26 protein-coding genes are annotated in these 24,408 nt (G+C 68.6%); 10 read left to right on the top strand and 16 right to left on the bottom strand.

What is annotated here, in order from left to right:
* The first annotated feature begins 51 nt into the window (after positions 1–51).
* Genes IM660_RS09230 through IM660_RS09220 form a run of 3 tightly spaced genes read left to right on the top strand, consistent with a single transcriptional unit; the run spans position 52 to position 2,092 of the window.
* The gene (locus tag IM660_RS09230; protein WP_246465237.1) at positions 52–942 is read left to right on the top strand and encodes an oxygenase MpaB family protein; all 891 of its coding nucleotides are present in this window, start codon (positions 52–54) and stop codon (positions 940–942) included.
* Entirely contained in the window at positions 939–1,673 is a 735-nt protein-coding gene (locus IM660_RS09225) for a PIG-L deacetylase family protein (protein ID WP_193499017.1), read from the top strand. The genes IM660_RS09230 and IM660_RS09225 overlap by 4 nt, the downstream gene beginning before the upstream one ends.
* Positions 1,674–1,708: 35 nt before the next feature.
* Positions 1,709–2,092 (top strand): hypothetical protein, encoded by a 384-nt coding sequence (locus IM660_RS09220; RefSeq protein ID WP_193499016.1) that lies wholly within the window; start codon positions 1,709–1,711, stop codon positions 2,090–2,092.
* A gap of 24 nt (positions 2,093–2,116) precedes the next feature.
* Here the strand turns inward: IM660_RS09220 and der are convergent, their stop codons facing one another.
* The 11 genes from der to IM660_RS09170 all read right to left on the bottom strand — a co-directional run bounded on the left by der (position 2,117) and on the right by IM660_RS09170 (position 11,948).
* Positions 2,117–3,667, bottom strand: a complete 1,551-nt coding sequence (gene der / locus IM660_RS09215) for a ribosome biogenesis GTPase Der (protein ID WP_193499015.1) — start codon at positions 3,665–3,667, stop codon at positions 2,117–2,119.
* 57 nt (positions 3,668–3,724) lie between these two features.
* Positions 3,725–4,429, bottom strand: a complete 705-nt coding sequence (locus tag IM660_RS09210) for a lysophospholipid acyltransferase family protein (RefSeq protein ID WP_193499014.1) — start codon at positions 4,427–4,429, stop codon at positions 3,725–3,727.
* Positions 4,426–5,160, bottom strand: coding sequence for a (d)CMP kinase (gene cmk, locus IM660_RS09205; protein ID WP_193499013.1), 735 nt, complete (start codon positions 5,158–5,160; stop codon positions 4,426–4,428). The genes IM660_RS09210 and cmk overlap by 4 nt, the downstream gene beginning before the upstream one ends.
* Positions 5,157–6,281, bottom strand: a complete 1,125-nt coding sequence (locus IM660_RS09200; protein WP_193499012.1) for a prephenate dehydrogenase — start codon at positions 6,279–6,281, stop codon at positions 5,157–5,159. Before IM660_RS09200 ends, cmk begins: the two co-directional genes overlap by 4 nt.
* Before the next feature lie 135 nt (positions 6,282–6,416).
* Complete coding sequence (locus tag IM660_RS09195) at positions 6,417–7,328, bottom strand: endonuclease/exonuclease/phosphatase family protein (RefSeq protein WP_210769104.1); 912 nt, start codon at positions 7,326–7,328, stop codon at positions 6,417–6,419.
* A 144-nt stretch (positions 7,329–7,472) separates the two neighbouring features.
* Positions 7,473–8,492, bottom strand: a complete 1,020-nt coding sequence (locus IM660_RS09190; protein WP_193499011.1) for a DUF2332 domain-containing protein — start codon at positions 8,490–8,492, stop codon at positions 7,473–7,475.
* 2 nt (positions 8,493–8,494) lie between these two features.
* Positions 8,495–9,271, bottom strand: coding sequence for a pseudouridine synthase (locus IM660_RS09185; protein WP_246465236.1), 777 nt, complete (start codon positions 9,269–9,271; stop codon positions 8,495–8,497).
* A complete protein-coding gene (scpB, locus tag IM660_RS19840; protein WP_246465235.1) occupies positions 9,268–9,888 on the bottom strand; it encodes an SMC-Scp complex subunit ScpB in 621 nt (206 codons plus the stop codon). Before scpB ends, IM660_RS09185 begins: the two co-directional genes overlap by 4 nt.
* Positions 9,885–10,787, bottom strand: a complete 903-nt coding sequence (locus tag IM660_RS09180) for a segregation and condensation protein A (protein ID WP_193499009.1) — start codon at positions 10,785–10,787, stop codon at positions 9,885–9,887. Before IM660_RS09180 ends, scpB begins: the two co-directional genes overlap by 4 nt.
* The gene (locus IM660_RS09175) at positions 10,771–11,616 is read right to left on the bottom strand and encodes a ParA family protein (RefSeq protein ID WP_246465234.1); all 846 of its coding nucleotides are present in this window, start codon (positions 11,614–11,616) and stop codon (positions 10,771–10,773) included. The genes IM660_RS09180 and IM660_RS09175 overlap by 17 nt, the downstream gene beginning before the upstream one ends.
* Before the next feature lie 47 nt (positions 11,617–11,663).
* Positions 11,664–11,948, bottom strand: a complete 285-nt coding sequence (locus tag IM660_RS09170; protein ID WP_193499008.1) for an Rdx family protein — start codon at positions 11,946–11,948, stop codon at positions 11,664–11,666.
* 79 nt (positions 11,949–12,027) lie between these two features.
* On the opposite strand from IM660_RS09170, the gene IM660_RS09165 reads away from it, so the two are divergent.
* Positions 12,028–13,491: a flotillin family protein gene (locus tag IM660_RS09165; protein WP_193499007.1), complete on the top strand. Its 1,464-nt coding sequence runs from the start codon at positions 12,028–12,030 to the stop codon at positions 13,489–13,491.
* 92 nt (positions 13,492–13,583) lie between these two features.
* Here the strand turns inward: IM660_RS09165 and xerD are convergent, their stop codons facing one another.
* Together xerD and IM660_RS09155 are read right to left on the bottom strand one after the other, a co-directional pair.
* Positions 13,584–14,543 carry a site-specific tyrosine recombinase XerD gene (xerD, locus tag IM660_RS09160; protein ID WP_193499006.1) on the bottom strand — a complete coding sequence of 320 codons (960 nt, stop codon included), beginning with the start codon at positions 14,541–14,543 and terminating at the stop codon, positions 13,584–13,586.
* A gap of 4 nt (positions 14,544–14,547) precedes the next feature.
* Complete coding sequence (locus tag IM660_RS09155) at positions 14,548–15,480, bottom strand: heme o synthase (RefSeq protein WP_281389334.1); 933 nt, start codon at positions 15,478–15,480, stop codon at positions 14,548–14,550.
* Between the two features lie 222 nt (positions 15,481–15,702).
* Here IM660_RS09155 and tkt point away from each other — a divergent pair, with 222 nt between their 5' ends.
* The 6 genes from tkt to IM660_RS09125 all read left to right on the top strand — a co-directional run bounded on the left by tkt (position 15,703) and on the right by IM660_RS09125 (position 22,765).
* Positions 15,703–17,868 (top strand): transketolase, encoded by a 2,166-nt coding sequence (tkt, locus tag IM660_RS09150; protein ID WP_193499004.1) that lies wholly within the window; start codon positions 15,703–15,705, stop codon positions 17,866–17,868.
* An 87-nt stretch (positions 17,869–17,955) separates the two neighbouring features.
* Entirely contained in the window at positions 17,956–19,098 is a 1,143-nt protein-coding gene (gene tal / locus IM660_RS09145) for a transaldolase (RefSeq protein WP_193499003.1), read from the top strand.
* Positions 19,099–19,108: 10 nt separating this feature from the next.
* Complete coding sequence (gene zwf / locus IM660_RS09140; RefSeq protein ID WP_193499002.1) at positions 19,109–20,635, top strand: glucose-6-phosphate dehydrogenase; 1,527 nt, start codon at positions 19,109–19,111, stop codon at positions 20,633–20,635.
* An 8-nt stretch (positions 20,636–20,643) separates the two neighbouring features.
* Positions 20,644–21,561 (top strand): glucose-6-phosphate dehydrogenase assembly protein OpcA, encoded by a 918-nt coding sequence (locus IM660_RS09135; RefSeq protein WP_246465232.1) that lies wholly within the window; start codon positions 20,644–20,646, stop codon positions 21,559–21,561.
* A complete protein-coding gene (gene pgl, locus IM660_RS09130) occupies positions 21,558–22,325 on the top strand; it encodes a 6-phosphogluconolactonase (protein ID WP_193499000.1) in 768 nt (255 codons plus the stop codon). The genes IM660_RS09135 and pgl overlap by 4 nt, the downstream gene beginning before the upstream one ends.
* A gap of 8 nt (positions 22,326–22,333) precedes the next feature.
* Positions 22,334–22,765, top strand: a complete 432-nt coding sequence (locus tag IM660_RS09125) for an SRPBCC family protein (RefSeq protein ID WP_210769103.1) — start codon at positions 22,334–22,336, stop codon at positions 22,763–22,765.
* A gap of 84 nt (positions 22,766–22,849) precedes the next feature.
* On the opposite strand, the gene IM660_RS09120 is transcribed toward IM660_RS09125, so the two are convergent.
* The 3 genes from IM660_RS09120 to tpiA form a co-directional block, all read right to left on the bottom strand.
* Positions 22,850–23,200 carry an RNA polymerase-binding protein RbpA gene (locus IM660_RS09120; protein WP_159622551.1) on the bottom strand — a complete coding sequence of 117 codons (351 nt, stop codon included), beginning with the start codon at positions 23,198–23,200 and terminating at the stop codon, positions 22,850–22,852.
* 18 nt (positions 23,201–23,218) lie between these two features.
* Entirely contained in the window at positions 23,219–23,464 is a 246-nt protein-coding gene (gene secG, locus IM660_RS09115; RefSeq protein WP_159622552.1) for a preprotein translocase subunit SecG, read from the bottom strand.
* Positions 23,465–23,609: 145 nt separating this feature from the next.
* Complete coding sequence (tpiA, locus tag IM660_RS09110; protein ID WP_193498998.1) at positions 23,610–24,404, bottom strand: triose-phosphate isomerase; 795 nt, start codon at positions 24,402–24,404, stop codon at positions 23,610–23,612.
* Positions 24,405–24,408 lie beyond the last annotated feature (4 nt).

Genomic DNA, 24,408 nt, shown 5'->3' with positions numbered 1-24,408 from the left:
TCCTCCCAATCGGTGACGCATCGGGGGTGCGCCATAGGTCACACTGGTCTCGTGCACCCGCTCCACGCTGCCCGGCGCCGGCTGAATACGGCGCTGATGCAGCGTGTCGCGGGTCCCGACCCTGCCGCGGCGCAGCACCGTATCCATGCCACGCCGGGGCCGCGCTGGTTCGAACCGGACTCCCCGATCGGGATCGTGCACGCAGATGCCTCGATGTATATCGGGGGCATCCGCGCGCTGCTCCTGCAAGCACTGCATCCGCTGGCGATGGCGGGCGTGGCCCAGCATTCGCGTTACCGCGAGGACGTGTGGGGCCGCCTGGCCCGCACTGCCACCTACATCGCCACCACCACCTACGCCACGATCGAGCACGCCGAGCAGGCGATCGCTATCGTGCAGGCGGTCCATGCCCGCATCCGCGGCATCGCACCGGACGGGCGGCCCTACCACGCCGACGATCCGCACCTGCTTACGTGGGTGCACATCGCCGAGATCGACTCCTTCCTCACCGCTCATCGACTGTTCGGCGCCCGCCGCCTCTCCCCCGCCCAGCAGGATATCTACGTCCGGCAGGCCGGCACTGTGACCACCCGCCTCGGCGCGACTGAGGTGCCCAGTAATGTCGCTGAGCTGACACGCGCCCTGGACCGCTACCGGCCCGAGCTCGCCGTCACGCCGGAGGCCAGGGAGGTCGCTGCGTTCCTCCTGCACCGCCCACCCGTACCGGCCGTGGCACGGCCCGGATACGCGCTGCTCGCGCGTGGCGCCGTCGTCAGCTTGCCCGACTGGGCCCGCGTGCAACTGCAGCTACCCCGGCCGGTCCGGCACCCCTCCCTACTGGCGGGCCGAGCCGGTACCGCCGCCGTTCGCTGGATCACCACCGCAGCACCCAGGAAAACCCCCGACCCCACCAACCACACCACCGCCGAGGAGATCCGATGACCGATCAACCCCGCCTTCCCGAGATCGACGAGAACTGGACGACTGCTCTCGCCGTTGTCGCTCACCCGGACGACCTGGAGTTCGGAACCGCCGCCGCAATCGCACGCTGGACTGCACAGGGCAAGCGCATCATCTACTGCATGGTGACCTCCGGTGAGGCCGGTATCGACGCCATTCATCCGGACGAGGCGGGCCCGCTGCGTGAGCAGGAGCAGATCGCCTCCGCCCGCGTCGTGGGTGTGGAGGAGGTCGAGTTCCTCCGATTGCCCGACGGCGTCCTCGAGTACGGTCTGCCGCTGCGGCGGGCCATCGCAGCCCAGGTGCGCAAGCACCAGCCCGAGATCGTCATCACCGGCAACTTCCGAGACACCTGGCCAGGGGGCTTCCTCAATCAGGCCGACCACATGGCGGCCGGGCGTGCCACGCTTGACGCCGTCCGCGACGCCGGGAACCGCTGGGTGTTCCACGAGCAGCTCGGGGACGGCCTCGAGCCGTGGAACGGCGTCCGGCAGGTCTGGCTCGCCATCTCGCCGCAGTCGACCCATGCCGTCGACGTCACCGCGACCTTCGATGATGGAGTCGCCTCCCTGAAGGAGCACGCCGCCTACATCGACGGACTCAGCTGGGAGTTCGACCCCGTCGCCTTCCTGGATGAGCTGTGCTCCGCCGCCGGGCCGGCACTCGGGGTGAAGTACGCCACGACCTTCGAGATTCTCGACCTGAACGGGTGAAACGGGCGGCCACGGTGCCGGGTACTGTCGTGCCGATGACCAACGAGCGTTCCACGTCGGGAAGCGGGAACCGTCCCGGCCCGCCGCGTCGGCGAGACCGGCTCGGCATCATCCGTGCCCGTTGGCTGGTCACAACTCTCGCGATCGTCAGCGCCGCCGCAGGAGTCAGCGCTACGGCGTTCACGATCGCCGACCCCGCTGGATTTCGTGCCTTCATCACCGAGGTGACCGATCTACGGATCGCTGCCTTCGTGTTCGGCGCCGTCGCACTCGGTGGTTCGATGGATCAACCCACGTCCGGGCCGGGGCTCCAACCGCCGACGGGCTGGCGCCGTGGCACCTTCCTGCTCAGCGTCGTGGGCCTCGTGCCAGGACTCGTGCTGCTGATGATCGGCCTGATCGGCTGGCTCATCCGCTGACTCACGAGCGAGACGTCCACTGCCTCAGCGCCGCCGCTTCTCCCGCACCCGGACGCCGATCGAGATCGGTGTGCCCTCGAAGCCGAACGTCTCCCGCAACCGTCGCTCGACGAACCGCCGGTAGGCCGGATCCAGGAACGCGGTGGTGAACAGCACGAACCGAGGCGGCCGGGTGCTTGCCTGGGTCGCGAATAGGATCCGCGGTTGCTTTCCACTGCGCACGGGGTGCGGGTTGGCGGCAGTGAGCTCACCCAGGAAGGCGTTCAGGCGACCGGTGGGGACGCGGGTGTCCCACGACGACAGGGCCACGTCGAGCGCACGCACCAATCGGTTGGTGTGCCATCCGGTGCGTGCCGCGATGTTCACGCGCGGCGCCCACGGCACCTGGACGAGCTGCTGCTCGATCTCGCGCTCGAGGAACGATCGACGGTCCTCGTCCACCATGTCCCACTTGTTGTAGGCGATCACCAAGGCACGCCCGGCATCGATCACCTGCTGCACCACCCTGACGTCCTGTTCGGTCATGGGCACGCTCGCGTCGATGAGGACCACACCCACTTCCGCTTTCTCCAGCGCCCCCTGCGTCCGTAGTGAGGCGTAGAAGTCGGCGCCCGAGGTCTGGTGCACGCGACGGCGGATGCCGGCAGTGTCGATGAACCACCAGGGGCGATCTCCCAGCATCACCAGCTCATCCACCGGGTCGCGTGTGGTGCCCGCGACGTCGTCGACGACGACTCGCTCCCCACCGGAGATCGCGTTCAGCAACGAGGACTTGCCCACGTTCGGCCGGCCCACGAGGGCCACCCGCCGCGGCCCCCCCTCGGGGATCTGGCCCGCGACGGCGGAGGTCGCCGGCATCAGGTCGAGTGCGGCGTCCAGTAGGTCGCCCGAGCCCCGTCCGTGCAGCGCCGAGACGGCGTACGGCTCGCCTAGACCGAGGGACCACAACAGCGCCGCGTCCGCCTCGCCCCGTTGGTCGTCGACCTTGTTGGCCACCAGCAGCGTCTGCTTGCCTGCCCGGCGCAGCATCCGCACCACGTACTCGTCCTCGTCTGTCGGGCCGACCACCGCGTCGACGACGAAGAGCACCGCATCGGCCAGTGCGATGGCGATCTCTGCCTGGTCGGCCACACGGCTGCCCAGCCCCTTGGCGTCGCGCTCCCAGCCACCGGTGTCGACCACGGTGAAGTTGCGACCCGCCCACTCGGCGGGATAGCTGACGCGGTCCCTGGTGACGCCCGGGGTGTCCTGGACCACTGCCTCGCGGCGGCCGAGGATCCGGTTGACCAGAGTCGACTTTCCCACGTTCGGCCGTCCGACGACGGCCAGCACCGGAGGCGGCCCAGCAGCAGTCTCGCCCTCGCGCTCCTCCTCGGAGGCCTCGAGCAACGTCAGGTCCTCATCCCCGAGGTCGTAGTCGCTCAGACCAGCGCGCAAAGCCTCGGCGCGGCGGGAGTCCTCTTCGGTCTCTGCGAGATCGGGGACGACGCGCTCGACCCAATCGAGGTCACTGGGCTCGCCGGAGTCGCTGGCGCGGGGCGTGGAGGAGTTCGGCAGATCGGTCACGTCAGCCATTCTCCCCGCCAGGGCGGGTTCTGCCCAACTCGCCCCGGGTCCTGACGGCAGATCGCCTCAGATCTCCGTGGTCTTGGGTAGCGCCACACCGTGGCGTTCGGAGGCAGCGTGCACGTGCGTGCTCAGCTGCTGCTGGATCTCCCCCATCGCCTCGGTGATGGCGCTCCGGCCCACGCCCACCTCCGGGTCCACCGCCCGGAACGGCTCTCCGAACTCGACCACGAGCCGGCTGCGGAAGCCGGGAATGTGCCCGGGCTTCTTGCCTGCGGGCCTGGTCCCCAGGATCGCCACCGGCAACACCGGGGCGCCGGAGCGGACCGCGAGCCACGCGATCCCGGCCTTGGTCTGCTTCACGTCACCGCCGCCGCGCGTACCCTCCGGGAAGACACCTACGAGCCGATCTTCGTTCAGCAATGTCAGCGCCGTCTGCAACGCTGCCCGGCCGTTGCGGCGGTCCACCGGGATCTGGCCCGCACCGCGCATGAGGAAGCCGATCACACCGGAGAACATCTCCTCTTTGATGATCATGTGGGATTCGCGCGGGATCACACCATGCAGCAACGGACCGTCGATGATGCCGGTGTGGTTGGCCGCCACCAGCAACCGTCCGGATCGGGGCATCCTGTCGGCACCGACCACGCGGGTGTTCCACACCCCCCGCGCCAGGAACCAGCCGACGCGGCGCGACCAGGCGGGGCCCCAGCGCTTGATCTGGTCGGCGGTGATGGTCTGCCCTGGGGAGGCCGGTCGGTCCTCGCTCATGACAAGCTCCTCTGCGCGGTCGAGACGATCTGATGCACGGCGGCCACCGCTTCCTCCAACGTCAGCGCGGAGGTGTCGACGGTGATCACTCCGTCAGCGGCCGTGGTGAAGTTGGACACTGTCGAGTCGTCAGCATCGCGCCGGATCACCTGATCCCGTGTCGCGGCCACGGCAGCCTCGTCAGCGGTCCCATGGAGCTCTTGCGCCCGCCTGGCGAGCCGGGCTTCCTCGGACGCAAGCAGCAGTATCCGCACGTCAGCGTCCGGTGCGACCACCGTGGTGATGTCCCGGCCCTCGGCGATCACCCCGCGCCCACCGCTGCGGGCTTCGTGCCCACCAGTGCCACGTCCGCTCTCGACCGCGATCACCTCACGCTGCCGCCGCTGCAGCTCTGGACGGACCTCCAGATTGGTGGCCACGGCGCTCACCCGGGTGGAGATCTCGGTGCTGCGGATCACCACACCGACGTCCTCACCGCCGACGACGAACGCCGGTTGCCTCGGATCGGTGCCGATCTCCAACGGCATCTCTCGCACGAGTGCCGCCACTGCCTCAGTGTCACCGAGGTCGACGCCTTGCCGGATGCACCACCAGGTCGCGGCGCGATACATCGCACCGGTGTCCAGGTAGGCCAATCCTTCGCTCGCCGCGACACGGCGGCTGATGGTCGACTTACCGGACCCGCTGGGGCCGTCGATCGCCACGACGATCCCGGTCGAACTGCCGGTCATGGGGCCACCACCCGCCAGCCGCGCTGCTCCAGCGCCTGCTCCAGGGGCTGCGCCGCCTCCGGGGTCACCGACACGATCGCCATACCCACCTTCTGCTTCGGGGAGTGCTCCATCTGGAAGTCCTCGATGTTCACGCCGATCTCCCCCACCTCGGAGAAGAGCCGGCCGAGCTCACCGGGTTCATCAGGCACGAGCACGATCACCTCGGTGTAGCGCCGTCGTGCTCCGCCGTGCTTGCCCGGAACCCTGGCCACGCCGTCGTTGCCAGCGGAGATAAGCCGTGAGATCCCGGAGACGGCCCCGGGTGCCAGCGGCCCGTCGGAGGCGGCCCGCTCCACCGCGTCGAGGAGGGTGTCGAGCTCCGCGCGGATGGTGCGCAGCAGCGCGCTGACTGCCGGAGCATTCCCAGTGAGGATGGCCGACCACAACCGCGGGTCGGAGGCAGCGATCCGGGTGACGTCGCGGACCCCTTGCCCGGCAAGCGCGAGGGCTCGGTCGGGCGCCTCCACCAGCTGCGCCGCCATCAGTGACGCCATCAACTGCGGCACGTGTGAGATCAGAGCGACGGCCTCGTCGTGCTCGCCCGCGTCCATGGAGACCACGGCTGCCCCGGCGTCCGCTGCGAGTGCCCGCACGGCCAGGACGGCACGCTCGGCGCTGCCGGAGTGGGCGGCGATGACCCAAGGGCGGCCGGTGAACATGTCGGCGGAGGCAGCCGCTGCCCCGGACTTCTCGCGGCCCGCCATCGGGTGAGATCCCACGTAGCGGCTCAGATCCAGCGTCGGGTCCGTCCGTGCCTCGATGCGCAGTTCGGCTAAGAGAACCGACTTCACGCTCGCCACGTCCGTCACGACGGCGTCCGGGAACCTCTGGAGGGCGGCCGCCACTTCGTCCGAAGTCACGTCGGGCGGGACAGCGACCACGACCAGCTCCGGCGCTGGTGCGGATTCGATTGTGCCGGCGCCCAGATCCCGCGCGAGGGCGAGCATGGATGGTGAGGTGTCGGCGAGCGTGACGGGGACGCCACGAGCGGTCAGCGCCAGCCCGATGCTGGTCCCCAGGAGCCCGGTCCCGACGATGTGCACCGGGCCACGGGTCGCGGTCGGGTCGTCGGCGGTCACGACGTCACACCCTACCGGCAACACGCCGCGACCTGGCGCCGTGCTCCCCGGGCAGACACCCGGGGAGCACGAGATCGAGGGTGACACGGGGGCAATGCTGCTGGGCGTCGCTCAGTACTCCCCGGCGCGGCCCGTCTACTCCTGCACGCCGCGTGGCACGGCGAGGTCGATCACCACGGGTCGGTGATCGGAGGCCTGGGCGGCGAGTGCGGTGTCCGGGACCACCGCGTCGAGCACGGTTACTCCGTCGGAGACCGTGACGTAGTCGATACGCCGGTCCGGTGCATCCGCCGGGAAGCTGAAGCCGGAACCGTCCCCGGCCTCGTCCCAGGCATCGGTGACCACGGTCCACAGGGGTGCGAGCTCAGGCGCCTCCGGACGGGCATTGAAGTCACCCATCAGGATCTGGGTGGCGCCGGGCCCGTCGTCGGCGAGGATGTCCAGCGTGTCGGCGACCTGCATCTCGCGCACCGTAGGATCACCGCGGTAGTCGAGATGCGTGGAGTACACGTGCACGCGTGCTCCTTCGGCCTGCACGACTGCCTCGGCGAAGCCTGGCGCCGGAGCCGGCTCGGGGGTGTCTGACTGCGTGGACAGCCGGGTCAGATCGTGGTTGGTGAACTCGATGATCGGATACTCCGAGAGGACGGCCACACCAAACTCGGCACGGGGGCCACCCTCCTCGCCCGGGGCGAAGGAGTAGATCGGTGCGAAGCCGACATTCATGTCCAGCGCATCGGCGAGCTCGGCAGCGAGATCGAGGTCGAGGCTTCTCGCGCCCCAGTGGACATCGACCTCCTGCAGCGCAATCACATCGGCATCGAGCTCGTCCAGGATCGCGATGGTGCTGTCGAGGTTGAACTCGCCATCCGCGTCGCGACCCGCTGCGATGTTGTAGGAGACCGCACGGAGCTCGACGGGAGGCGGAGCGGTCGGAGGCTCCGCTGACGCCGGAGCGAGCGATCCTGCGAGTAGCAGACCACCTGCGACAGCGGCGACTGCGCTCGCCCGTGCGCGGGGCTTGTCGTTGCGCTTCAGAACCATCATGCACTCCTCGTTCGGTTGCGACGTTGGGGGTGTGGGTCCTGACGGTTCACCCGTCTCACCCGAGCGAGCCTGCGAACCCGATCAAGGCTATTGGAGCCGGTGAGTACGCAGCAAGGGGTCCGGCGCCTCCCGGTTCCGCCCGGCTCAGGCGGACGTTGCCCACCACTCCAGATCGCGTCCGTGCGGGTGAGCCGTCCCGAGTGCACGCCCGTCCAGGCTGAGCACGAATCGATGCGCGAGATCGTCCGCACCGAAGGTCTCGAGACCGTCGACACCGAGGTCGCGGCTCACCTGCAGCCCCTCCAGCCCGATCCGGTGCACCCCCAGCTCATCGAGCACCGCGGCGAACCGACGGCGTCCTTCCCGATCGAGATACGCGGCGGCTGCGCTGTGGGTCACCACGATGCGCGCCGGGCCCGCGACCGCCCGCAGCGCGGCCACGGCGTCGGGAACGTCCTCGGGAAACACACCTTCGCGCATCGGCACCTCGTGCCGCGGGGCCACCTCCAGCGCGGCCGCGAGCCGGTCGGCGCGGTCGGTGTGCTCTGGCCATACCAGGCACCGCAACCAGCGGCGCTCGTCCGGATCGCTCACGTCCACGGGGTGGGCGTCCAGACCGAGCCGGGCGACGACGTCGGGATGTTCGCTGGGCAAGGGTGGCGCCCCACGAACGCCCGCCTCCAGCAGCACCGTGTCTCCCGCCGTCATGTCGCGGTCGTGGAGGCGCGTCGTGCGTCCCTGCTCGTCGGTCCACGCATACGACCACACGTCCGGCAGTAGGCACAGCCCTGCGCTGGCACCGAGCTCGAGGAGCGCCAGTGGTCCATCGAGCAGTCCGAGTGCAGGCAGCATGACGGCGCAACGCGCGGCCTCGTTCGTCTGGGTCGCGCGCCTGTGCATGAGGGCAGCGATGTCGGTGGCCCGCTCGTGGAGCAGCGCCAGGGTCGCGGCGGGGTCGTGGACGGGTGCCTCGAACCAGCGCAGCGCCCCGAAGAGCAGATTAGGCTGGCGCTTGGTGGGCGGCAGCGTCTCCAGGAACGCGACGGCCCGGGCCGATTTGGCGACCGCCCGGGCAAGGGCGGCGTACTGCGGTGAGGACCCATCGGCCTCCACCTGCGCCCATCGCCGGTAGAACTCCGCCGTGTCCGCCGCCTGGGTCTGCACCGCTACAGTCCGACCGAGCTCATCAACCGGCCCAGCTCACGACCTTCGATCACGCGCGTGCGGCCGACCTTCAGGTGACCGAGGCGGATCGGGCCGATGGCGGTGCGGCTGAGCCGGGTGACCGGGTGGCCCACCTGGGCGAGCAGTCTGCGGACAATGTGGTTGCGCCCCTCATGCAGCACCACCTCCACCACGCTGGCCTGTGGCGTCGTCTCCAGCACGGTGAACTCGTCGACCTGTACCGGCCCGTCGTCGAGCTCGATACCGTCCTTGAGCTCACGCCCCAGTCCTCGTGCCACCCGGCCCTCGATCTCGGCCACATAGGTCTTCGGGACCTCGTACGAGGGGTGCGTCAGCCGGTGCGCGAGCTCACCATCGTTGGTGAGCAGGATCAGGCCGGTCGTCTCCGCGTCCAGGCGTCCGACGTGGAAGAGCCGTTCGGTACGGTCAGCCACGAACTGGGACAGGTCCGGGCGCCCCTGTTCGTCGGCCATCGAGGAGTACACGCCCGCCGGCTTGTGCAGCGCGAGGGTGACGACCGCGTCGTCCAGTTGCACCCGTAGGCCGTTCACGTGGATCACCGCACGCTGCGGGTCGACCCGGATACCGAGCTCGCGGACCTGCACACCGTCCACGCTCACACGCCCGGCGGAGATCAGCTCCTCGCACGCCCGGCGCGAACCGAATCCCGCACCAGCCAGCACCTTCTGCAAGCGGACGCCGCCGGGGTCGTGGACGTCGTGTCGCGCCTGGGATCGGTCGCGGCGGCGGTCGGTCATGAAGTGGCTCCGTCGATGTCGTCGAATGCGTCGATGTCCGGCAGGTAGGGCGCCAGCGGGGGCAGATCGTCCAGCGTACGCAGGCCGAGGCGTTCCAGGAAATACGACGTCGTCCGGTACAACGTCGCCCCGCCCTCCTCGTCCCGGCCGGCCTCCTCGACCAGCCCGCGGGTCAACAGTGTCCGCACGACGGAATCGACGTTCACGCCGCGGATCGCCGAGACCCGGCCGCGGGAGACAGGCTGGCGGTAGGCGATGACCGCCAGGGTCTCCAGCGCGGCTTGTGTGAGCCGTGCCGTCTGCCCGTCCAGCACGAAGGCATCGACCGCTGCGCTGAAGGCGGGATGGGAGTAGAACCGCCATCCGCCGGCGACCTCGCGGAGCTCGAACCCGTACGGCCTGGGTCCTCCCCCGTACTCGGCAACGAGAGCCTCAAGGGTCTGGGTGACCTGCGCCGTCGGGACGTTCAGGACGCTGGCGATACGGTCGGCGGGCACGGGGGCCTCCGCCACCATCAGGATGGCCTCGACTGCCGCGGGCAGCCCACCCGGAGCGTCCAGGACCGAGGGGGCAGGCGGCAGCGCGTCAGCGTGGCCCTCGTGCTCAAGAGAAGTCATCCGCGGTCCTTATCGATGTTCGGTTCCTCAGTGATCTCGGGATCCTCATAGTCGTCGTCGACGTCGACCTCGCCATCGTCGGATCCGGTCCAGCGGACCGTCAGGTCCCCGAGCGGCCCGGCCTGATCGAAGCCGACTGCTCCTTCCCGGAAGAGTTCCAGCAGCGCCAGGAAGCGAGCGACGACCACCGCAGTGCCATCGGCGTCATCGGTGAGAGCGCGGAAACTCAGACTCCGCGACCGGCGTAGCCGATCCACAATATGCGCGGCCTGCTCACGCACGCTTACCGCGGGGTTGTGCAAGTGCGCAATGTCCACACCTGCCGGAGCCGGTTTGGGTGCGAGCGCCCTCGCAGCGAGCACGGCGAGGTCAGTCGGACCGATCTGCATGATGAGCTCGGGGAGTAGTGCCGCGAACCGTGGTTCCAGCACTGCTTCACGCGGGTGGGACCGCCCGGCCCGTTCCCATGCGCTCCCCAGGAAAGCTGCAACCTCCTTGAAGGCGCGGTACTGCAGCAACCGGGCGAACAGCAGATCCCTTGCCTCCAAAAGCTCGAGATCCTCGGCGTCCTCGACAGTGCCGCGGGGCAGCAGCCGGGCTGCCTTCAGGTCGAGCAAGGTGGAGGCGATCACCAGGAACTCGCTCGCCTGCGAGAGGTCCCACTCCTCCTGGGCCCGGATATGGGCGATGAAATCGTCGGTGACCACCGCCAGTGCCACCTCGGTCACGTCCATCTTGTGCTTGGCAATGAGCGAAAGCAGCAGGTCGAAGGGGCCGGTGAAGTTCGTCAGGTGCACCTCGAAGGTGCCACCGGCAGAGGTGCTCGCAGCGGCGACGCCATCAGGGGGTGGCGCCTCGGCGTCGGGGAGCGTCTGAGCCCCCTCAGGCCACGTCGCCACGTGCGATGAGCTCGCGCGCGAGCTTGCGGTAGTTGTACGCGCCGGAGTGGTTCGGGGCGTAGGTGGTGATGGGTTCGGTCGCCACCGAAGCGTCGGGGAACTTCACCGTCCGGGTGATGACAGTGTCGAAGACGGTGTCGCCGAACGCTTCCCGGACCCGGGCGAGCACCTCCCGCGAGTGCAGCGTGCGTGCATCCACCATCGTTGCCAGGATGCCGTCGGTGTGCAGCCGTGGGTTGAGCCGGTCACGAACCTTGTCGATCGTCTCCACGAGCAGCGCCACACCGCGCAACGCGAAGAACTCAGTCTCGAGCGGGATGATCACGCCGTGCGCCGCTGTCAGTGCATTCACTGTCAGCAGGCCGAGCGAGGGTTGGCAGTCGATGAGGATCACGTCGTAGTCATCGGTCACCGGTCGCAGCACTCGCCCCAGCGCCTGCTCACGGGCTACCTCGTTGACGAGCTGCACCTCGGCGGCGGAGAGGTCGATGTTCGCCGGAACCAGGTCCAGCCCGGGAACAGCAGTCTCCTGAATGACCTCGCGGATGTCCGGTTTGTCCGCCATGATCTCGGTGTAGATCGTCTGGTCGAGCTCGTGCGCGGAGAATCCCAGGCCGGCCGAGGCCGCACCCTGGGGATCGAAGTCGACGATGAGCACCTTGCGGCCGTATTCGGCCAGCGCCGCACCCAGATTGATGGTCGTGGTCGTCTTGCCGACCCCGCCTTTCTGGTTGCACATCGCGATGATGCGCGCCGGGCCGTGTCCGTTCAGCGGCTCCGGCACGGGGAAGTCGCGGTCGGTGCGCAGCTCTGGTGCTTCGGTACTCACCCCGCCAAACTACTGCCGGCTCAGGCAAGAACCAACTGTGCGCGCCGTCAGGAACCGGACCCGCGGTCCAGGTGCCCCAACTCCCGTCCGGGTGCGATCCGGTCCCGGACGGCCCGTTTCAGCTCGGCGATGTCCGGGAAGCCGCCGTCACGCTTGCGGTTCCAGACGTGCTCACCGTCGACGTCGATCCGGAACACACCGCCGGTGGTCGGCACCAGCACCATCTCACCGATCTCGTCGGCGAACGTGGTCAGCAACTCCCCGGCGTACCACTGCGCGCGCAGCAACCACTGGCACCGGGTGCAGTACGTGATCACGATGCGTGGGGACATGTGCCCATGGTTGCAGAGGCCGCACGCGACCACCACGCTGCTAGCGTCGCTGGTGCGTTCTACTAGAAGGGGGATCTCGATGGAGATCATCGCTGGAATCGGAGCCGTGACTCTCGGCTTCATCGTCGCCATCGTCGTTGTCGCGTTCGTGATCGGGCTCCTGGTCTTCCGCTCATGGGTCAAGGTCGCACGTGCGGACGAGGCGCTCGTCGTCTCCGGTGTGAAGCAGAAGGGCGTCGACGGCGAGCCGGCGAGCTCGGTGCGCGTGGTCGTCAACGGACGAGCCGTCGTCAACCCGATGACACAACGCCACGAGGTGATCTCGTTGCGCTCGCGGCAGGTCACCATGAACGCTGAGGCGCAGTCGGAGGACGGCGTGACTCTCGATGTGGAGGCCGTGGCGATCGTGAAGATCGGATCGGACCCTGCCTACGTGAAGCGGGCCGCCGAACGATTCGCCTCACAGGACTCCGCCATCGAGGTCTTCACCACTGAGCAGCTCGAGGGTGCGCTGCGCGGCGTGGTGGCGAAGCTGCCGGTGATCGATCTGATGCGAGACCGTAAGCGCTTCTCCGAGCAGATCGCCACCGACGTCTCGATCGAGCTGGAGGAGCAGGGGCTCATCCTCGACTCCTTCCAGATCAAGGGGATCACCGACGATGTCGGCTACATCGAGTCCCTGGGCGCACCGGAGATCCAGTCGAAACGTCAGGCTGCCGAGATCGCGAAGACCAACGCCGAGCGCGCCGTCCGGCAGCAACAGATCACGAACGAGGAAGCCAACCTCGTCGAGCAGACCGAGTACGACAAGAACCTCGCTGCCTCCAAGTCGGAGGTGGGCCGCGCGAACGCCCAGGCGCTCCAGGCCGAAGCCCTCGCCAAGGCGGAGGCAGAGCAACAGGTGCTGAAGCAGGAGGCCGAGAACACCCAGGCACGGCTGGACTCCGAGGTGAAGCGGGTCGCCGACGCCGATCTCTACCGTGCCTCCAAGGACGCCGACGCAGACGCCTACCGCGTCACCAAGCAGGCCGAAGCACAGGCCACGATCGCAGCGCGTGAGGCGGAGGCGACACGGGTGCGCGCCGAAGCTGATGCCGAAGCCACCCGGCTCGAGGGTGAGGCTCGCGGGCAGTCGATCCGGGCCGAGGCGGAGGCACTGGCCACGCACCAGGAGGCGCTGCTGATGCAGCGCATCGTGGATGCTCTCCCCGGTCTGATGGCGGAGTTCGCCAAGGGCTACGCCACGATCGGCGAGGTGACGGTGGTCAGCAACGGCGGATCGGACTCCGGAGCCAGCGGGGTACTCGCGAACGAGAGCGCGGTGGCGATGCGAGGTGTCTTCGACTCCGTACGTGCCGCGACCGGAGTCGATCTCGGCGAGGTGATCCAGGGCCGGGCGGTGGGCCGCGCGTTTGCCGACGGCGCTCACTCCGGGGATTCGGCGCACACCGAGGAGTCCGCGCGCGACGAGAGCCCTGGGACTCGTGGCCCGGGCTCCCCCAGCACGCCGGCCGATGACGGGCCGAGCGATCAGGGACGCTGAGCCCCTGCCCGCAGGGGCCGAACATTCGACCCCTTCTCCCCCGTGACCCTGACTTTCGGACCCGCAGCTCACTCCCGCGCGCGTGGGTGAGCTCAATCCCGCGCGCGTGGGTGACTGGCGGTGTAGACCTCGCGCAGCGTGTCAGGCGTCACCAGCGTGTATATCTGGGTGGTGGTCACCGAAGCGTGGCCCAGCAATTCCTGCACGACGCGCACGTCCGCTCCACCATTCAGCAGATGTGTGGCGTAAGAGTGACGCAGGGTATGCGGGGAGATGTGCGCCTGCACTCCCCCACGTTCGGCAGCCGCCTGCAGGACCGCCCACGCACTCTGCCGGCTGAGGGGGTTCCCGCGCTGATTCAGGAACACCTTCGCCGACCCGCGACCAGACTGGGCCAGTGCTGGCCTCGCCCGGACGAGGTGGGCCTCGAGAGCTTCCACTGCATAGCGCCCCATCGGTACGACGCGTTCCTTGCGTCCCTTGCCGAACAACCGTAACGAGGGCGTGGAGCGATCCAAGTCAACATCGTCGACGTCGAGGCCGACAGCCTCGGAAATACGGGCGCCGGTGCCGTAGAGCACCTCGACCAGCGCCCGGTCCCGCAGTCCCAGCACTCCTTCCGCCATCGACGCACCGGCCAGCAGCTTGTCCACCTCGTCCACCGAGATCGCTTTCGGCAGGCGCTTCACACTCGACGGCGGGCGGACGGTCGCGGCTGGGTCATGGTCGGTCCTACCCTCCAGCGTGGCGAACCGGTGCCAGCCGCGGACCGCCACCACCGCTCGGGACGTCGATGCCGCCGACAACGGGTGACCGCCATCGGATCCGGTGCGCAGAGCCTCGACGTAGTCGGTCACGTCGGTCTCGGTCACTTCGGCGACGTGCCGACGCTGTCGCGCCGTGAGGAACGCCGCGTACCGGGTCAGGTCCCGACGGTAGGCCGCGAGCGTGTGCTCGGACAGCCCGCGCTCCACACCTAGGTGAGCCAGATACTCCCGCAACTCAGCCTGGAACGGAGCTGGCTCAGTTCGTGACGGCTGGGGTGAGGACATCGGCTCAGAACGGCAGGAACGGATCGATCGAGATGGCGACGAACACCAGTGTCAGGTAGGTGATCGATGCGTGGAAGACCTTCATCGCACCGAGCTTGCGGGCATTGCCAGTCACCGCACGCCGGTACAGCGCCACGCACGCCCCCCCGAACCATGCGCCGGAGGCGACGGCAGCGATCGAGTAGAGCCACCCCATGCCTGCCACGGGGATCAGGGCGAGCGAGCACGTGACCATCGCCACGCAATAGCCGATCATCTGCCGTGCCACGCGCGTGTCGGCCACCACCACGGGCAGCATCGGGACTCCGGCGCTCGCATAGTCCTGCCGGAACTTCATCGACAGCGGCCAGTAGTGCGGCGGAGTCCAGAAGAAGATGATCCCGAACAGCAGCAGCGGCGCCCAGTCAAGACTTCCGGTGACGGCGGCCCAGCCGATCAGTACCGGCATGCAGCCAGCCGCGCCACCCCAGACGATGTTCTGGGAGGTGTGCCGCTTGAGCAGCATGGTGTAGCCGACCGTGTACATGAGGTTGGCTGCCAACGCGAGTAGTGCGGCGACCCAGTTGACGGTCAGCCATAGCCACACCACCGAGAACGCACCGAGCGCGAGGCCGAAGACCAGACCGGCACGTGGGGTGATCTCGCCGGTCACCAGGGGCCGGTTCCTGGTCCGGTTCATGACGGCGTCGATATCCCGGTCGTAGACCATGTTCAGCGTGTTCGCCGAACCGGCGGCCGTGCTCCCACCGACCAACGTCGCGACGATCAGCCACCAGGAGGGGAAGCCGCCCTGGGCGAGGATCATGGTCGGGACGGTGGTGATGAGCAGCAGCTCGATCACCCGAGGTTTCGTCAACGCGACGTAGGCGCGCACGCGATCACGGACACGGCGGCCGTGAGCGGCCCGCCCGGTGCTTGCTCGGTCAGGGGCGCTCAGGTCGGCAGGAGACGGGGCATCGGGCACGAGGCAGCGGGTCTTTCGGTCGGAGTTGGGCGAGGCGCGCACGGTTCGGGCAGGTCACTGCCCTGCTCTCAGTCTAGGCGCTTGGTCTCCTCAGGTGGTCCAGAGGGCGGATGAGCGGCCCGGGCAGGGTGTGGATTGAGTACGCTCGGACATGGAGCCGGCCCCGTGCGGACCGACGCAAGACCACGCCCCAGCATGTTCGCACCGACTGCGGACGAGAGAGATGAGGTCCAGTTGAACGCCCCCGCCCCCCAGTCAGGAACTGTCGGTTGGAACGAGCTGGACGCGAAGGCGGTCGACACCGTCCGCGTCCTCGCCGCCGACGCGGTCGAGAAGTGCGGCAGCGGCCACCCCGGGACAGCGATCTCGCTGGCCCCCGCCGCCTACCTGCTGTACCAGAACGTCATGAAGCTCGACCCCACAGACCCGGACTGGCTCGGACGCGATCGCTTCGTCCTCTCGGCCGGTCACTCCTCGCTCACTCAGTACATCCAGCTGTATCTGGCTGGGTACGGACTCGAGATCGAGGACATCGCCGCGCTGCGCACGTGGAACTCCCTCACTCCGGGTCATCCCGAGGTGGGGCACACCAAGGGCGTGGAGACCACGACCGGCCCACTCGGGCAGGGCGTGGCGACAGCGGTCGGGATGGCCATGGCGCAGCGCCGGGTCCGGGGCCTGCTCGACCCGGACGCTCCCGCCGGGACGTCTCCGTTCGACCACCACGTCTATGTGATCGCCTCTGACGGGGACCTGCAGGAGGGCGTCAGCGGCGAGGCCTCGTCCCTGGCCGGCACCCAGGAACTGGGCAACCTGGTCCTCATCTGGGACGACAATCACATCTCCATCGAGGGCGACACCGACGTGGCGTTCACCGAGGACGTCGTCAAGCGCTACGACGCCTACGGCTGGCACACCCAGCGAGTGGACTGGACCGGTGAGGACGGCTACGTCGAGGACGTCGACGCTCTCGCGGCAGCGATCGAGGAAGCCAAGCAGGTCACCGATCGTCCGTCGTTCATCGCCCTTCGCACGATCATCGCCTGGCCCTCTCCCGGCAAGCAGGGAAGCCACGACTCGCACGGCTCCAAGCTGGGCACCGACGAGGTGCGAGCGCTCAAGGAGGTCCTTGGTTTCGACCCCGGTCAGGACTTCGCCGTCGACCCTGAGGTGCTCGCCCACACGCGCAAGGTCGGCGAGCGTGGGGCGGCCGCACACGCTCGGTGGGACGAGCAGGTCGCTACCTGGGCGGCAGCGAACCCCGAGCGCGCGCAGCTGCTCGAACGTCTGCGAACCCACACACTTCCCGAGGGCTGGGCACAGGGGCTGCCCACCTTCGAGGCGGGCGAGGCGCTCGCCACCCGCGCCGCCTCGGGCAAGGTGCTCGGCGCACTGGCACCGGTGCTGCCGGAGCTCTGGGGTGGTTCGGCCGACCTGGCTGGCTCGAACAACACCACCATGAAGGGCGAGCCCTCCTTCATCCCGGCCCATCGCTCCACCGAGGAGTTCGAGGGCAACCCGTATGGCCGGACGCTGCACTTCGGCATCCGTGAGCACGCCATGGGTGCGATCGTGAACGGGATCGCCCTGGACGGCCTCACCCGTCCCTACGGCGGCACCTTCTTCACCTTCAGCGACTACATGCGCGGCGCCGTCCGGCTCTCGGCGGTCATGCAGGCCCCGTCCATCTTCGTCTGGACGCACGATTCGATCGGCCTGGGTGAGGACGGGCCGACCCACCAACCCGTCGAACACCTCGCGGCTTGCCGTGCGATCCCTGGTCTGGCTGTGGTCCGCCCCGCCGATGCCAACGAGACGGCGGCGGCGTGGCAGGCCGTACTGGAACGTCGTGAGGGCCCAGCGGGGCTGGTCCTCACCCGACAGGGGGTGCCGACGTTCCCGCGCGGTGAGGACGGATTCTCCGACACCGCAGGGGTCGCGAAGGGCGCCTACGTGCTCCTGGAGTCCTCGACGGCGGTGCCTGAGGTGATCCTGATCGGCACTGGCTCGGAGGTCCAGCTGGCTGTCGAGGCCCGCGAAGCACTCGAGGCTGAGGGCATCGGCACCAGGGTTGTCTCGGCACCGTGCCTGGAGTGGTTCGACGCTCAGGATGCCGAGTATCGCGAGTCGGTGCTTCCCGCTGCGGTACGCGCCCGGGTCAGTGTCGAAGCCGGGATCGCCATGCCGTGGTATCGCTACCTCGGCGACGCCGGCCGTGCGGTTTCACTCGAGCACTACGGCGCCTCCGCGGACTACAAGACGCTGTTCACCGAATTCGGGATCACCGCCGAAGCCACGGTCGCGGCGGCCAAGGAGTCGCTGGCAGCTGTACGGCAGTCACTGGCACCGGCGACGTCCTGACGCCCTCCGGTGGGGTCGGGCGGGGGCCCACCCTCCTGACCCCACCGCAACCACCCTGTCACCACCCGCACCGACCGGGAGTTCATGATGACCGACGCACGACCCGAGCACACGTCCACAGCCCCGTCCCCACTGGCGGCGATCAGCCAGGCGGGCGTATCCATCTGGCTGGACGACCTCTCGCGAGAGGCGATCTCCACAGGGGACCTGGCGTCCCTGATCGCCACACGTCATGTGGTAGGCGTGACGACGAACCCCACGATCTTCGCCGCCGCGCTGACCAGCGGCTCCGCCTACGACGTCCAACTACGTGACCTCGCCGACGCGGGAGCCTCCGCCGACGAGGCCGTACTCACCCTCACCACCGACGACGTCCGGGCGGCCTGTGACCTGTTCCGCCCGGTCTACGACGCGACCGGCGGTCAGGACGGGCGAGTATCGATCGAGGTCGACCCACGGCTGGCTCATGACACCGAAGGCACCGTGGAGGCCGCGCACCGGTTGTGGAATACCGTCGATCGTCCCAACCTCTGCGTGAAGATCCCCGCCACCAACGAGGGCTTGCCGGCCATCACGGCTGCGATCGCCGCCGGCATCAGCATCAATGTCACCCTCATCTTCAGCGTGGACCGCTATCGGGCGGTCGCGCAGGCCTATGTCGACGGGCTCGAACGCGCTCACCGCGCCGGAATCGACCTGACGACGATCCGATCGGTCGCTTCGGTCTTCCTCTCCCGGATCGATTCCAAGGTCGACGCCGCGCTCGAGCAGATCGGCACCGAGGACGCGCTGGCGCTGCGCGGCCGAGCGGCCATCGCAGGAGCGCGCCTGTGCTACGAGGTGTTCGAGGAAATCTTCGCGACCCCGCGGTTCGCAGCCCTCGCCGATGAGGGGGCGCACCGGCAGCGGCCACTGTGGGCCTCGACCAGCACCAAGGATCCGGACTATCCGGACACGATGTACGTCGACGACCTGGTCGTGGCCGACGTGGTCAACACTCTCCCGCGCAAGACACTCGAGGCCGTGCACGACCACTCGCGCTCCACCGGTGCTGACACCGTTCACGGAACCTACGACGACTCCCGCCACGTGCTCGACGCCATCGCGGGCCAGGGCGTGCCGTACGAGACGATCCTCACCGACCTCGAGACGGCTGGGGTCGCCTCCTTCGAGAAGAGCTGGGCGGAGTTGCTGGACAGCGTGCGTACCGGCCTCGGCAACGCGAACTGAACGGACAGGGATGCCGAACTCAACGAACCCGCTGCGGGATCCAGCCGATCGCCGGCTCCCGCGTATCGCGGGCCCCGGTGGCCTGGTGCTCTTCGGAGTCACCGGTGACCTTGCCCGCAAGAAGCTCCTTCCCGCTGTCTACGACCTCGCCAACCGTGGCCTCCTGCCCCCCGGCTTCGGCCTGACCGGCTACGGCCGGCGCGACTGGGACCACGACCACTTCCGTGGCGTCGCACGGGAAGCCGTCGAGGCCCACTGCCGGACTCCCTTCGACGAGCACGTCTGGGAGCAACTGGCCAAGGGCTTCCGCTTCGTCCAGGGCACCTTCGACGATCCGGAGGGCTTTGCGAATCTGGCGCGCACCGTCAATGAGCTCGACGCCGAACGGGGAACCGGGGGCAACCACGCGTTCTACCTGTCAATCCCACCGGGCCAGTTCCCGGTGGTGTGCCAGCAGCTGTCCGAGTCCGGCCTGTCCACACCGCAGCCAGGGACGTGGCGCCGGGTGGTGATCGAGAAGCCGTTCGGCTCCGACCTGGAATCGGCCCGCGAGCTCAACGACGTCGTCGAGAAGGTGTTCCCGCCCGACGCCGTCTTCCGGATCGACCACTATCTCGGCAAGGAGACGGTGCAGAACCTGCTGGCGATGCGCTTCGCCAATCAGTTGTTCGAGCCGATCTGGAACGCCAACTACGTCGACCATGTGCAGATCACGATGGCCGAGGACATCGGTATCGGCTCGCGTGCAGGCTATTACGACGGCATCGGCGCGGCCCGGGACGTGATCCAGAACCACCTGCTGCAGCTGCTGGCGCTGACCGCGATGGAGGAGCCTGTCTCTTTCCACGCCGATGCGTTGCGCACTGAGAAGGAGAAGGTGTTGTCCTCGGTGCGGCTTCCGAGCGACCTGCGCCGCCACACCGCCCGTGGCCAGTACTCGGCCGGATGGCAGGGCGGGGAGCAGGTGCGCGGCTACCTCTCCGAGGACGGCGTGCCGGCCGACTCGATCACTGAGACCTACGCCGCTATCCGCCTCGACCTGGACACGCGCCGGTGGGCCGGCGTGCCGTTCTACCTGCGGGCGGGTAAACGGCTCGGGCGTCGTGTCACCGAGATCGCCGTGGTCTTCAAGCGTGCGCCGCACCTGCCGTTCGACCTGAACGAGACCCAGGAGCTGGGCCAGAACGCTCTGGTGATCCGCGTCCAGCCGGACGAGGGCGTCACGATCCGGTTCGGCTCCAAGGTGCCGGGCACAGCCATGGAAGTCCGCGACGTCACGATGGACTTCGGCTACGGGCACTCCTTCACCGAGTCCTCCCCCGAGGCCTACGAGCGACTGCTGCTGGACGTCCTGCTGGGCGATCCGCCGCTCTTCCCGCACCAGCGGGAGGTCGAGCTCTCCTGGGAGATTCTCGATCCCATCATCGATGCGTGGTCGACGTTCGGGCAGCCGGACCAGTACCGCGCCGGTACCTGGGGACCGGCGTCGGCAGATGAGATGCTCGCCCAGGACGGACGCACCTGGAGGCGACCTTGATCATCACCATGTCCGAGACGACCACGGCCGAGATCGGTGCGCGGCTGGTAGCACTGCGAGAAGAGGGCGGGGCTGTCGCCCTGGGCAGAGTTCTCACACTCGTGATCGTCGCCACCGGCTCGCCGGTCGGGACCGACGCTCTCATCGACGCGGCCAACCAGGCTAGCAAGGAGCACCCCTGCCGGGTGATCGTGGTTGACGCCTCTGGCGAGCACGGTGACGCCGGGCTCGACGCCGAGATCCGGATCGGTGGTGATGCCGGTGCGTCCGAGGTGGTGCTGCTGCACCCCACCGGGGACGCCCGTGCCGAGCTCGACACGCTCGTCATCCCTCTGCTGCTGCCAGATGCTCCGATCGTGGTGTGGTGGCCGGCGCAGCCGCCCGAGCACCCCGGCGAGGATCCGCTCGGACGGATGGCCCAGCGGCGGATCAGCGACGTGGGCGAGTCGAGCGACGCGATTGCCCAGCTGGCGCGTCTCGGTGAGAAGTACACCCCGGGCGACACCGACCTGTCCTGGGCTCGAACCACCCTGTGGCGCGGAATCACGGCGGCGGCGATGGACGACGTCAGCTCGCCGGTGCGCGCCGTGACGGTCCGCGGGGCCGGGCACCGTCCCTCCACGCACCTGTTCGCCGCCTGGCTGGCGGCAGCGTTCGATCTGGACGTCACCCTGGTGGAGGAGCCGGACGCCACGGTGATCACGGGCCTGGACATCGAACTCGCGGACGGCACCATCTCGATGCGCCGCCCCGAGGGAGAGGTCGTGGTGTCCATCACTCAGCCCGGCCAGCCCGATCACCAGCTCGCCATGCCGAAACGCCCCTTGCAGGACTGTCTGATGGAGGACTTGCGGCGTATGGACCCCGACGCGACCTATCAACGTACGGTGCTGCACGGCCTGCCGCGTGTGCAGGTGGCCTCGTGACCGGGCAACGGGCTGTCCTGGTCCATCCCACAGCGCAGGCGCTGGCGCGCGCGACGGCTGCACGGTTGCTGCTCGCCCTCGCTGATGCCCAGGCACTTCGGAGTCCGATCCACCTGGCCATCGCTGGCGGGAGCGTCGGCACCCAGGTGCTCGCCGAGGTGGCCACGTCGCCACTGCTGGAGAACGTCGACCTCAGCGGGCTGCACGTGTGGTGGGTCGATGAGCGGTTCGTCCCTTGCGGCGACCCCGATCGCAACGAGGGACAGGCAACAGAGGTGCTGTTCGGCGGTCTCGACATCCCGGCCGAGAATGTCCACAGGATGCCCACCAGCGACCATGCCAGCGATCCGGACGCCGCTGCTGCCGACTATGCCACCGAGCTGACTGCGTTCGCTGCCGCTTCACCTGACCGGGCTGAGCTGCCTGCTTCCGTCGGGACGCCCGAGTTCGATGTCGTTCTCCTCGGGATGGGCCCGGATGGGCATATCGCCTCCCTGTTCCCGGGCCACGGGACGGTACGCATCACCGATCGCAGTGTCATCGGGGTATCGGACTCCCCCAAGCCACCACCGCGGCGCATCTCGCTGACGGTACCGGCCCTCACGCATGCACGGCAGGTGTGGGTGGTCGCCGCTGGCGCCGCCAAGGCCGATGCGGTCGCGCGCGCATTGGGCGGTGCCGAACCGGACGAGGTTCCGGCCGCTGCAGCCGCGGGTCGCGATGTCACACTGTGGCTGCTGGACGCCGAGGCGGCGGGTCGATGAGCAGCGTCATGGTCGTGACAGCAGAGCGCGAGGTGCGCGCAGCTGCGGACATGATCTTCGAACTGATCGCCGATCCCGCTCGCCAGCCGGAGTGGGACGGCAACGACAACCTCGACCGTGCCGAGCCGGGGCAACGAGTGCACGGCGTCGGGGACGTTTTCCGGACTCTCCTCACCAACGGCGCCGTCCGCGAGAACCATGTGGTCGAGTTCGATGAGGGCCGCGTGATCGCGTGGCAGCCTGCGGAGATCGGCAAGCCGCGGCCAGGGCACCTCTGGCGGTGGGAGCTGATGCCGATAGCGGATGATCACACGCTGGTCCGGCACACCTACGACTGGTCGGAACTCACCGACCCTGCCCGGCTGGTGAGGGCTCGTGCAACGACGAGCGAGGCGCTTGCCAGATCAGTCGCCAGGCTGGCGCGCCTGGCCGAGGACTAAGGGCACCGAGGACTCAGGGCACCTGCGAGCGCGACTACCCTGCACTCCGCAGGCCTCCCCAGGCGCATGCGGCCCCGTCCCTGATCAGCCGCCGCGGCGAGCACGTAGAGCGGCCAGCGCCTCGTCCAGCAGAGCGGCGCCGTCAGCCTCGGTGCGTCGCTCCTTCACATAGGCCAGGTGCGTCTTGTACGGCTCGTTCTTCGGTGCCTCGGGAGGGTTCTCCCGGTCCTGCCCGGCAGGGAGCCCACACCGAGGGCAGTCCCACGTCTCAGGGACGGCCAGGCCCTGCTCCTGCGCAAAACTCGGACGAGTCTCGTGCCCCGTCGCACACCAGTAGGAGACCCACACGCGTGGTGCGGACTCGCCTCGTTCTGCCTCGCCCATCGGGCCCGCGCCTACGCGCGAACCCCGGATTGCACTACCGCCACCTGCCATCGAGAACGTACTCCTTGCTCAGAACGTGAATCGCTGGATGAGACCGAGGAGAACGATCACGATTCCCCAGACGATCGCCGATCCGATCGTGATGCGGTTGAGGTTGCGCTCGGCCACGCCTGAGGACCCCAGGCTCGAGGAGATGCCGCCGCCGAACATGTCGGAGAGCCCGCCTCCCTTTCCCTTGTGCATGAGGATGGAGAGCACCAGCATGAAACTGGTCAGCACCAGCAGCACCTGCAGGATGATCGTCAGTGCGGTCACGTGTGAGAGTTCTTTCCTCGTCGGGCGGGTCAGCACCGGTCCACTGCGCCGGGACCGGCAGGGCCGAGTCTACGTGATCGGTGCGCGGCGATCGTCACCGCGCACCGACCACGCCTGTGGCGAGCCTTTCCGGCCCGCCGAATGGTCAGAGACCGACCGAGTGCGACTGGAAGCGCACGATGGCGGCGAACTCCTCGGCCTGCAGGCTCGCACCGCCCACCAGAGCACCGTCGACGTCCGTCTGGGCCATGATCGAGGCCACGTTGGTGGACTTGACCGATCCGCCGTAGAGCACGCGCACCGCACCGGCCACATCGGCGGAGTAGAGCTCCGCCAGCCGGGCCCGGATAGCAGCGCACACTTCCTGCGCGTCCTCCGGGGTGGCCACCTCGCCGGTACCGATCGCCCAGACGGGCTCGTAGGCGATGACGACCTTCGCAGCGTCCTCGGCGGAGATGCCGGCGAGAGCGCCGTCGACCTGGGCGAGGGTGTAGGACACCTGTTCACCGGCCTGCCGCACGTCCAGTCCCTCACCCACGCAGACGATCGGCACGATGCCGGCACCGAGGGCGGCCTTCGTCTTCGCGCCCACGAGTGCATCGTCCTCGGCGTGGTGCTCCCGCCGCTCCGAGTGGCCTACGACGGCGTAGCTCACCCCGAGTTTGCTGAGCATGGTGGCCGACACCTCACCGGTGTAGGCGCCCTTCTCGTGGGCCGAGATGTCCTGCGAGGCGTAGCCGATCTCCAGCTTGTCGGCATCCACGAGAGTCTGGACCGAACGCAGGTCCGTGAATGGCGGGCAGACGACCACCTCGACACCAGCGAAGTCATGCTTGGCGTCCTTGAGCGTCCACGCCAGCTTCTGCACCAGGTGCGTGGCCTCGTGGTGGTCGAGATTCATCTTCCAGTTACCCGCCATCAGCGGGGTGCGTGCTGCCATATGT

This window comes from Ruania alkalisoli (assembly GCF_014960965.1).
GTDB lineage: Bacteria > Actinomycetota > Actinomycetes > Actinomycetales > Beutenbergiaceae > Ruania > Ruania alkalisoli.
This window is presented reverse-complemented; position numbering and strand designations above follow the sequence as displayed.

What these genes read in the sequence shown, in the direction of transcription:
- scpB (WP_246465235.1), bottom strand. Translation starts at nt 9,888, where the DNA reads ATGACTTCTCTTGAGCACGAGGGCCACGCTGACGCGCTGCCGCCTGCC.
- IM660_RS09210 (WP_193499014.1), bottom strand. Translation starts at nt 4,429, where the DNA reads ATGAGCGAGGACCGACCGGCCTCCCCAGGGCAGACCATCACCGCCGAC.
- IM660_RS09195 (WP_210769104.1), bottom strand. Translation starts at nt 7,328, where the DNA reads ATGATGGTTCTGAAGCGCAACGACAAGCCCCGCGCACGGGCGAGCGCA.
- IM660_RS09170 (WP_193499008.1), bottom strand. Translation starts at nt 11,948, where the DNA reads ATGTCCCCACGCATCGTGATCACGTACTGCACCCGGTGCCAGTGGTTG.
- IM660_RS09225 (WP_193499017.1), top strand. Translation starts at nt 939, where the DNA reads ATGACCGATCAACCCCGCCTTCCCGAGATCGACGAGAACTGGACGACT.
- IM660_RS09220 (WP_193499016.1), top strand. Translation starts at nt 1,709, where the DNA reads ATGACCAACGAGCGTTCCACGTCGGGAAGCGGGAACCGTCCCGGCCCG.
- IM660_RS09120 (WP_159622551.1), bottom strand. Translation starts at nt 23,200, where the DNA reads ATGGCAGGTGGCGGTAGTGCAATCCGGGGTTCGCGCGTAGGCGCGGGC.
- der (WP_193499015.1), bottom strand. Translation starts at nt 3,667, where the DNA reads ATGGCTGACGTGACCGATCTGCCGAACTCCTCCACGCCCCGCGCCAGC.
- IM660_RS09135 (WP_246465232.1), top strand. Translation starts at nt 20,644, where the DNA reads ATGTCCGAGACGACCACGGCCGAGATCGGTGCGCGGCTGGTAGCACTG.
- tpiA (WP_193498998.1), bottom strand. Translation starts at nt 24,404, where the DNA reads ATGGCAGCACGCACCCCGCTGATGGCGGGTAACTGGAAGATGAATCTC.
- tkt (WP_193499004.1), top strand. Translation starts at nt 15,703, where the DNA reads ATGTTCGCACCGACTGCGGACGAGAGAGATGAGGTCCAGTTGAACGCC.
- zwf (WP_193499002.1), top strand. Translation starts at nt 19,109, where the DNA reads ATGCCGAACTCAACGAACCCGCTGCGGGATCCAGCCGATCGCCGGCTC.
- xerD (WP_193499006.1), bottom strand. Translation starts at nt 14,543, where the DNA reads ATGTCCTCACCCCAGCCGTCACGAACTGAGCCAGCTCCGTTCCAGGCT.
- IM660_RS09185 (WP_246465236.1), bottom strand. Translation starts at nt 9,271, where the DNA reads ATGACCGACCGCCGCCGCGACCGATCCCAGGCGCGACACGACGTCCAC.
- tal (WP_193499003.1), top strand. Translation starts at nt 17,956, where the DNA reads ATGACCGACGCACGACCCGAGCACACGTCCACAGCCCCGTCCCCACTG.
- IM660_RS09165 (WP_193499007.1), top strand. Translation starts at nt 12,028, where the DNA reads ATGGAGATCATCGCTGGAATCGGAGCCGTGACTCTCGGCTTCATCGTC.
- IM660_RS09125 (WP_210769103.1), top strand. Translation starts at nt 22,334, where the DNA reads ATGGTCGTGACAGCAGAGCGCGAGGTGCGCGCAGCTGCGGACATGATC.
- cmk (WP_193499013.1), bottom strand. Translation starts at nt 5,160, where the DNA reads ATGACCGGCAGTTCGACCGGGATCGTCGTGGCGATCGACGGCCCCAGC.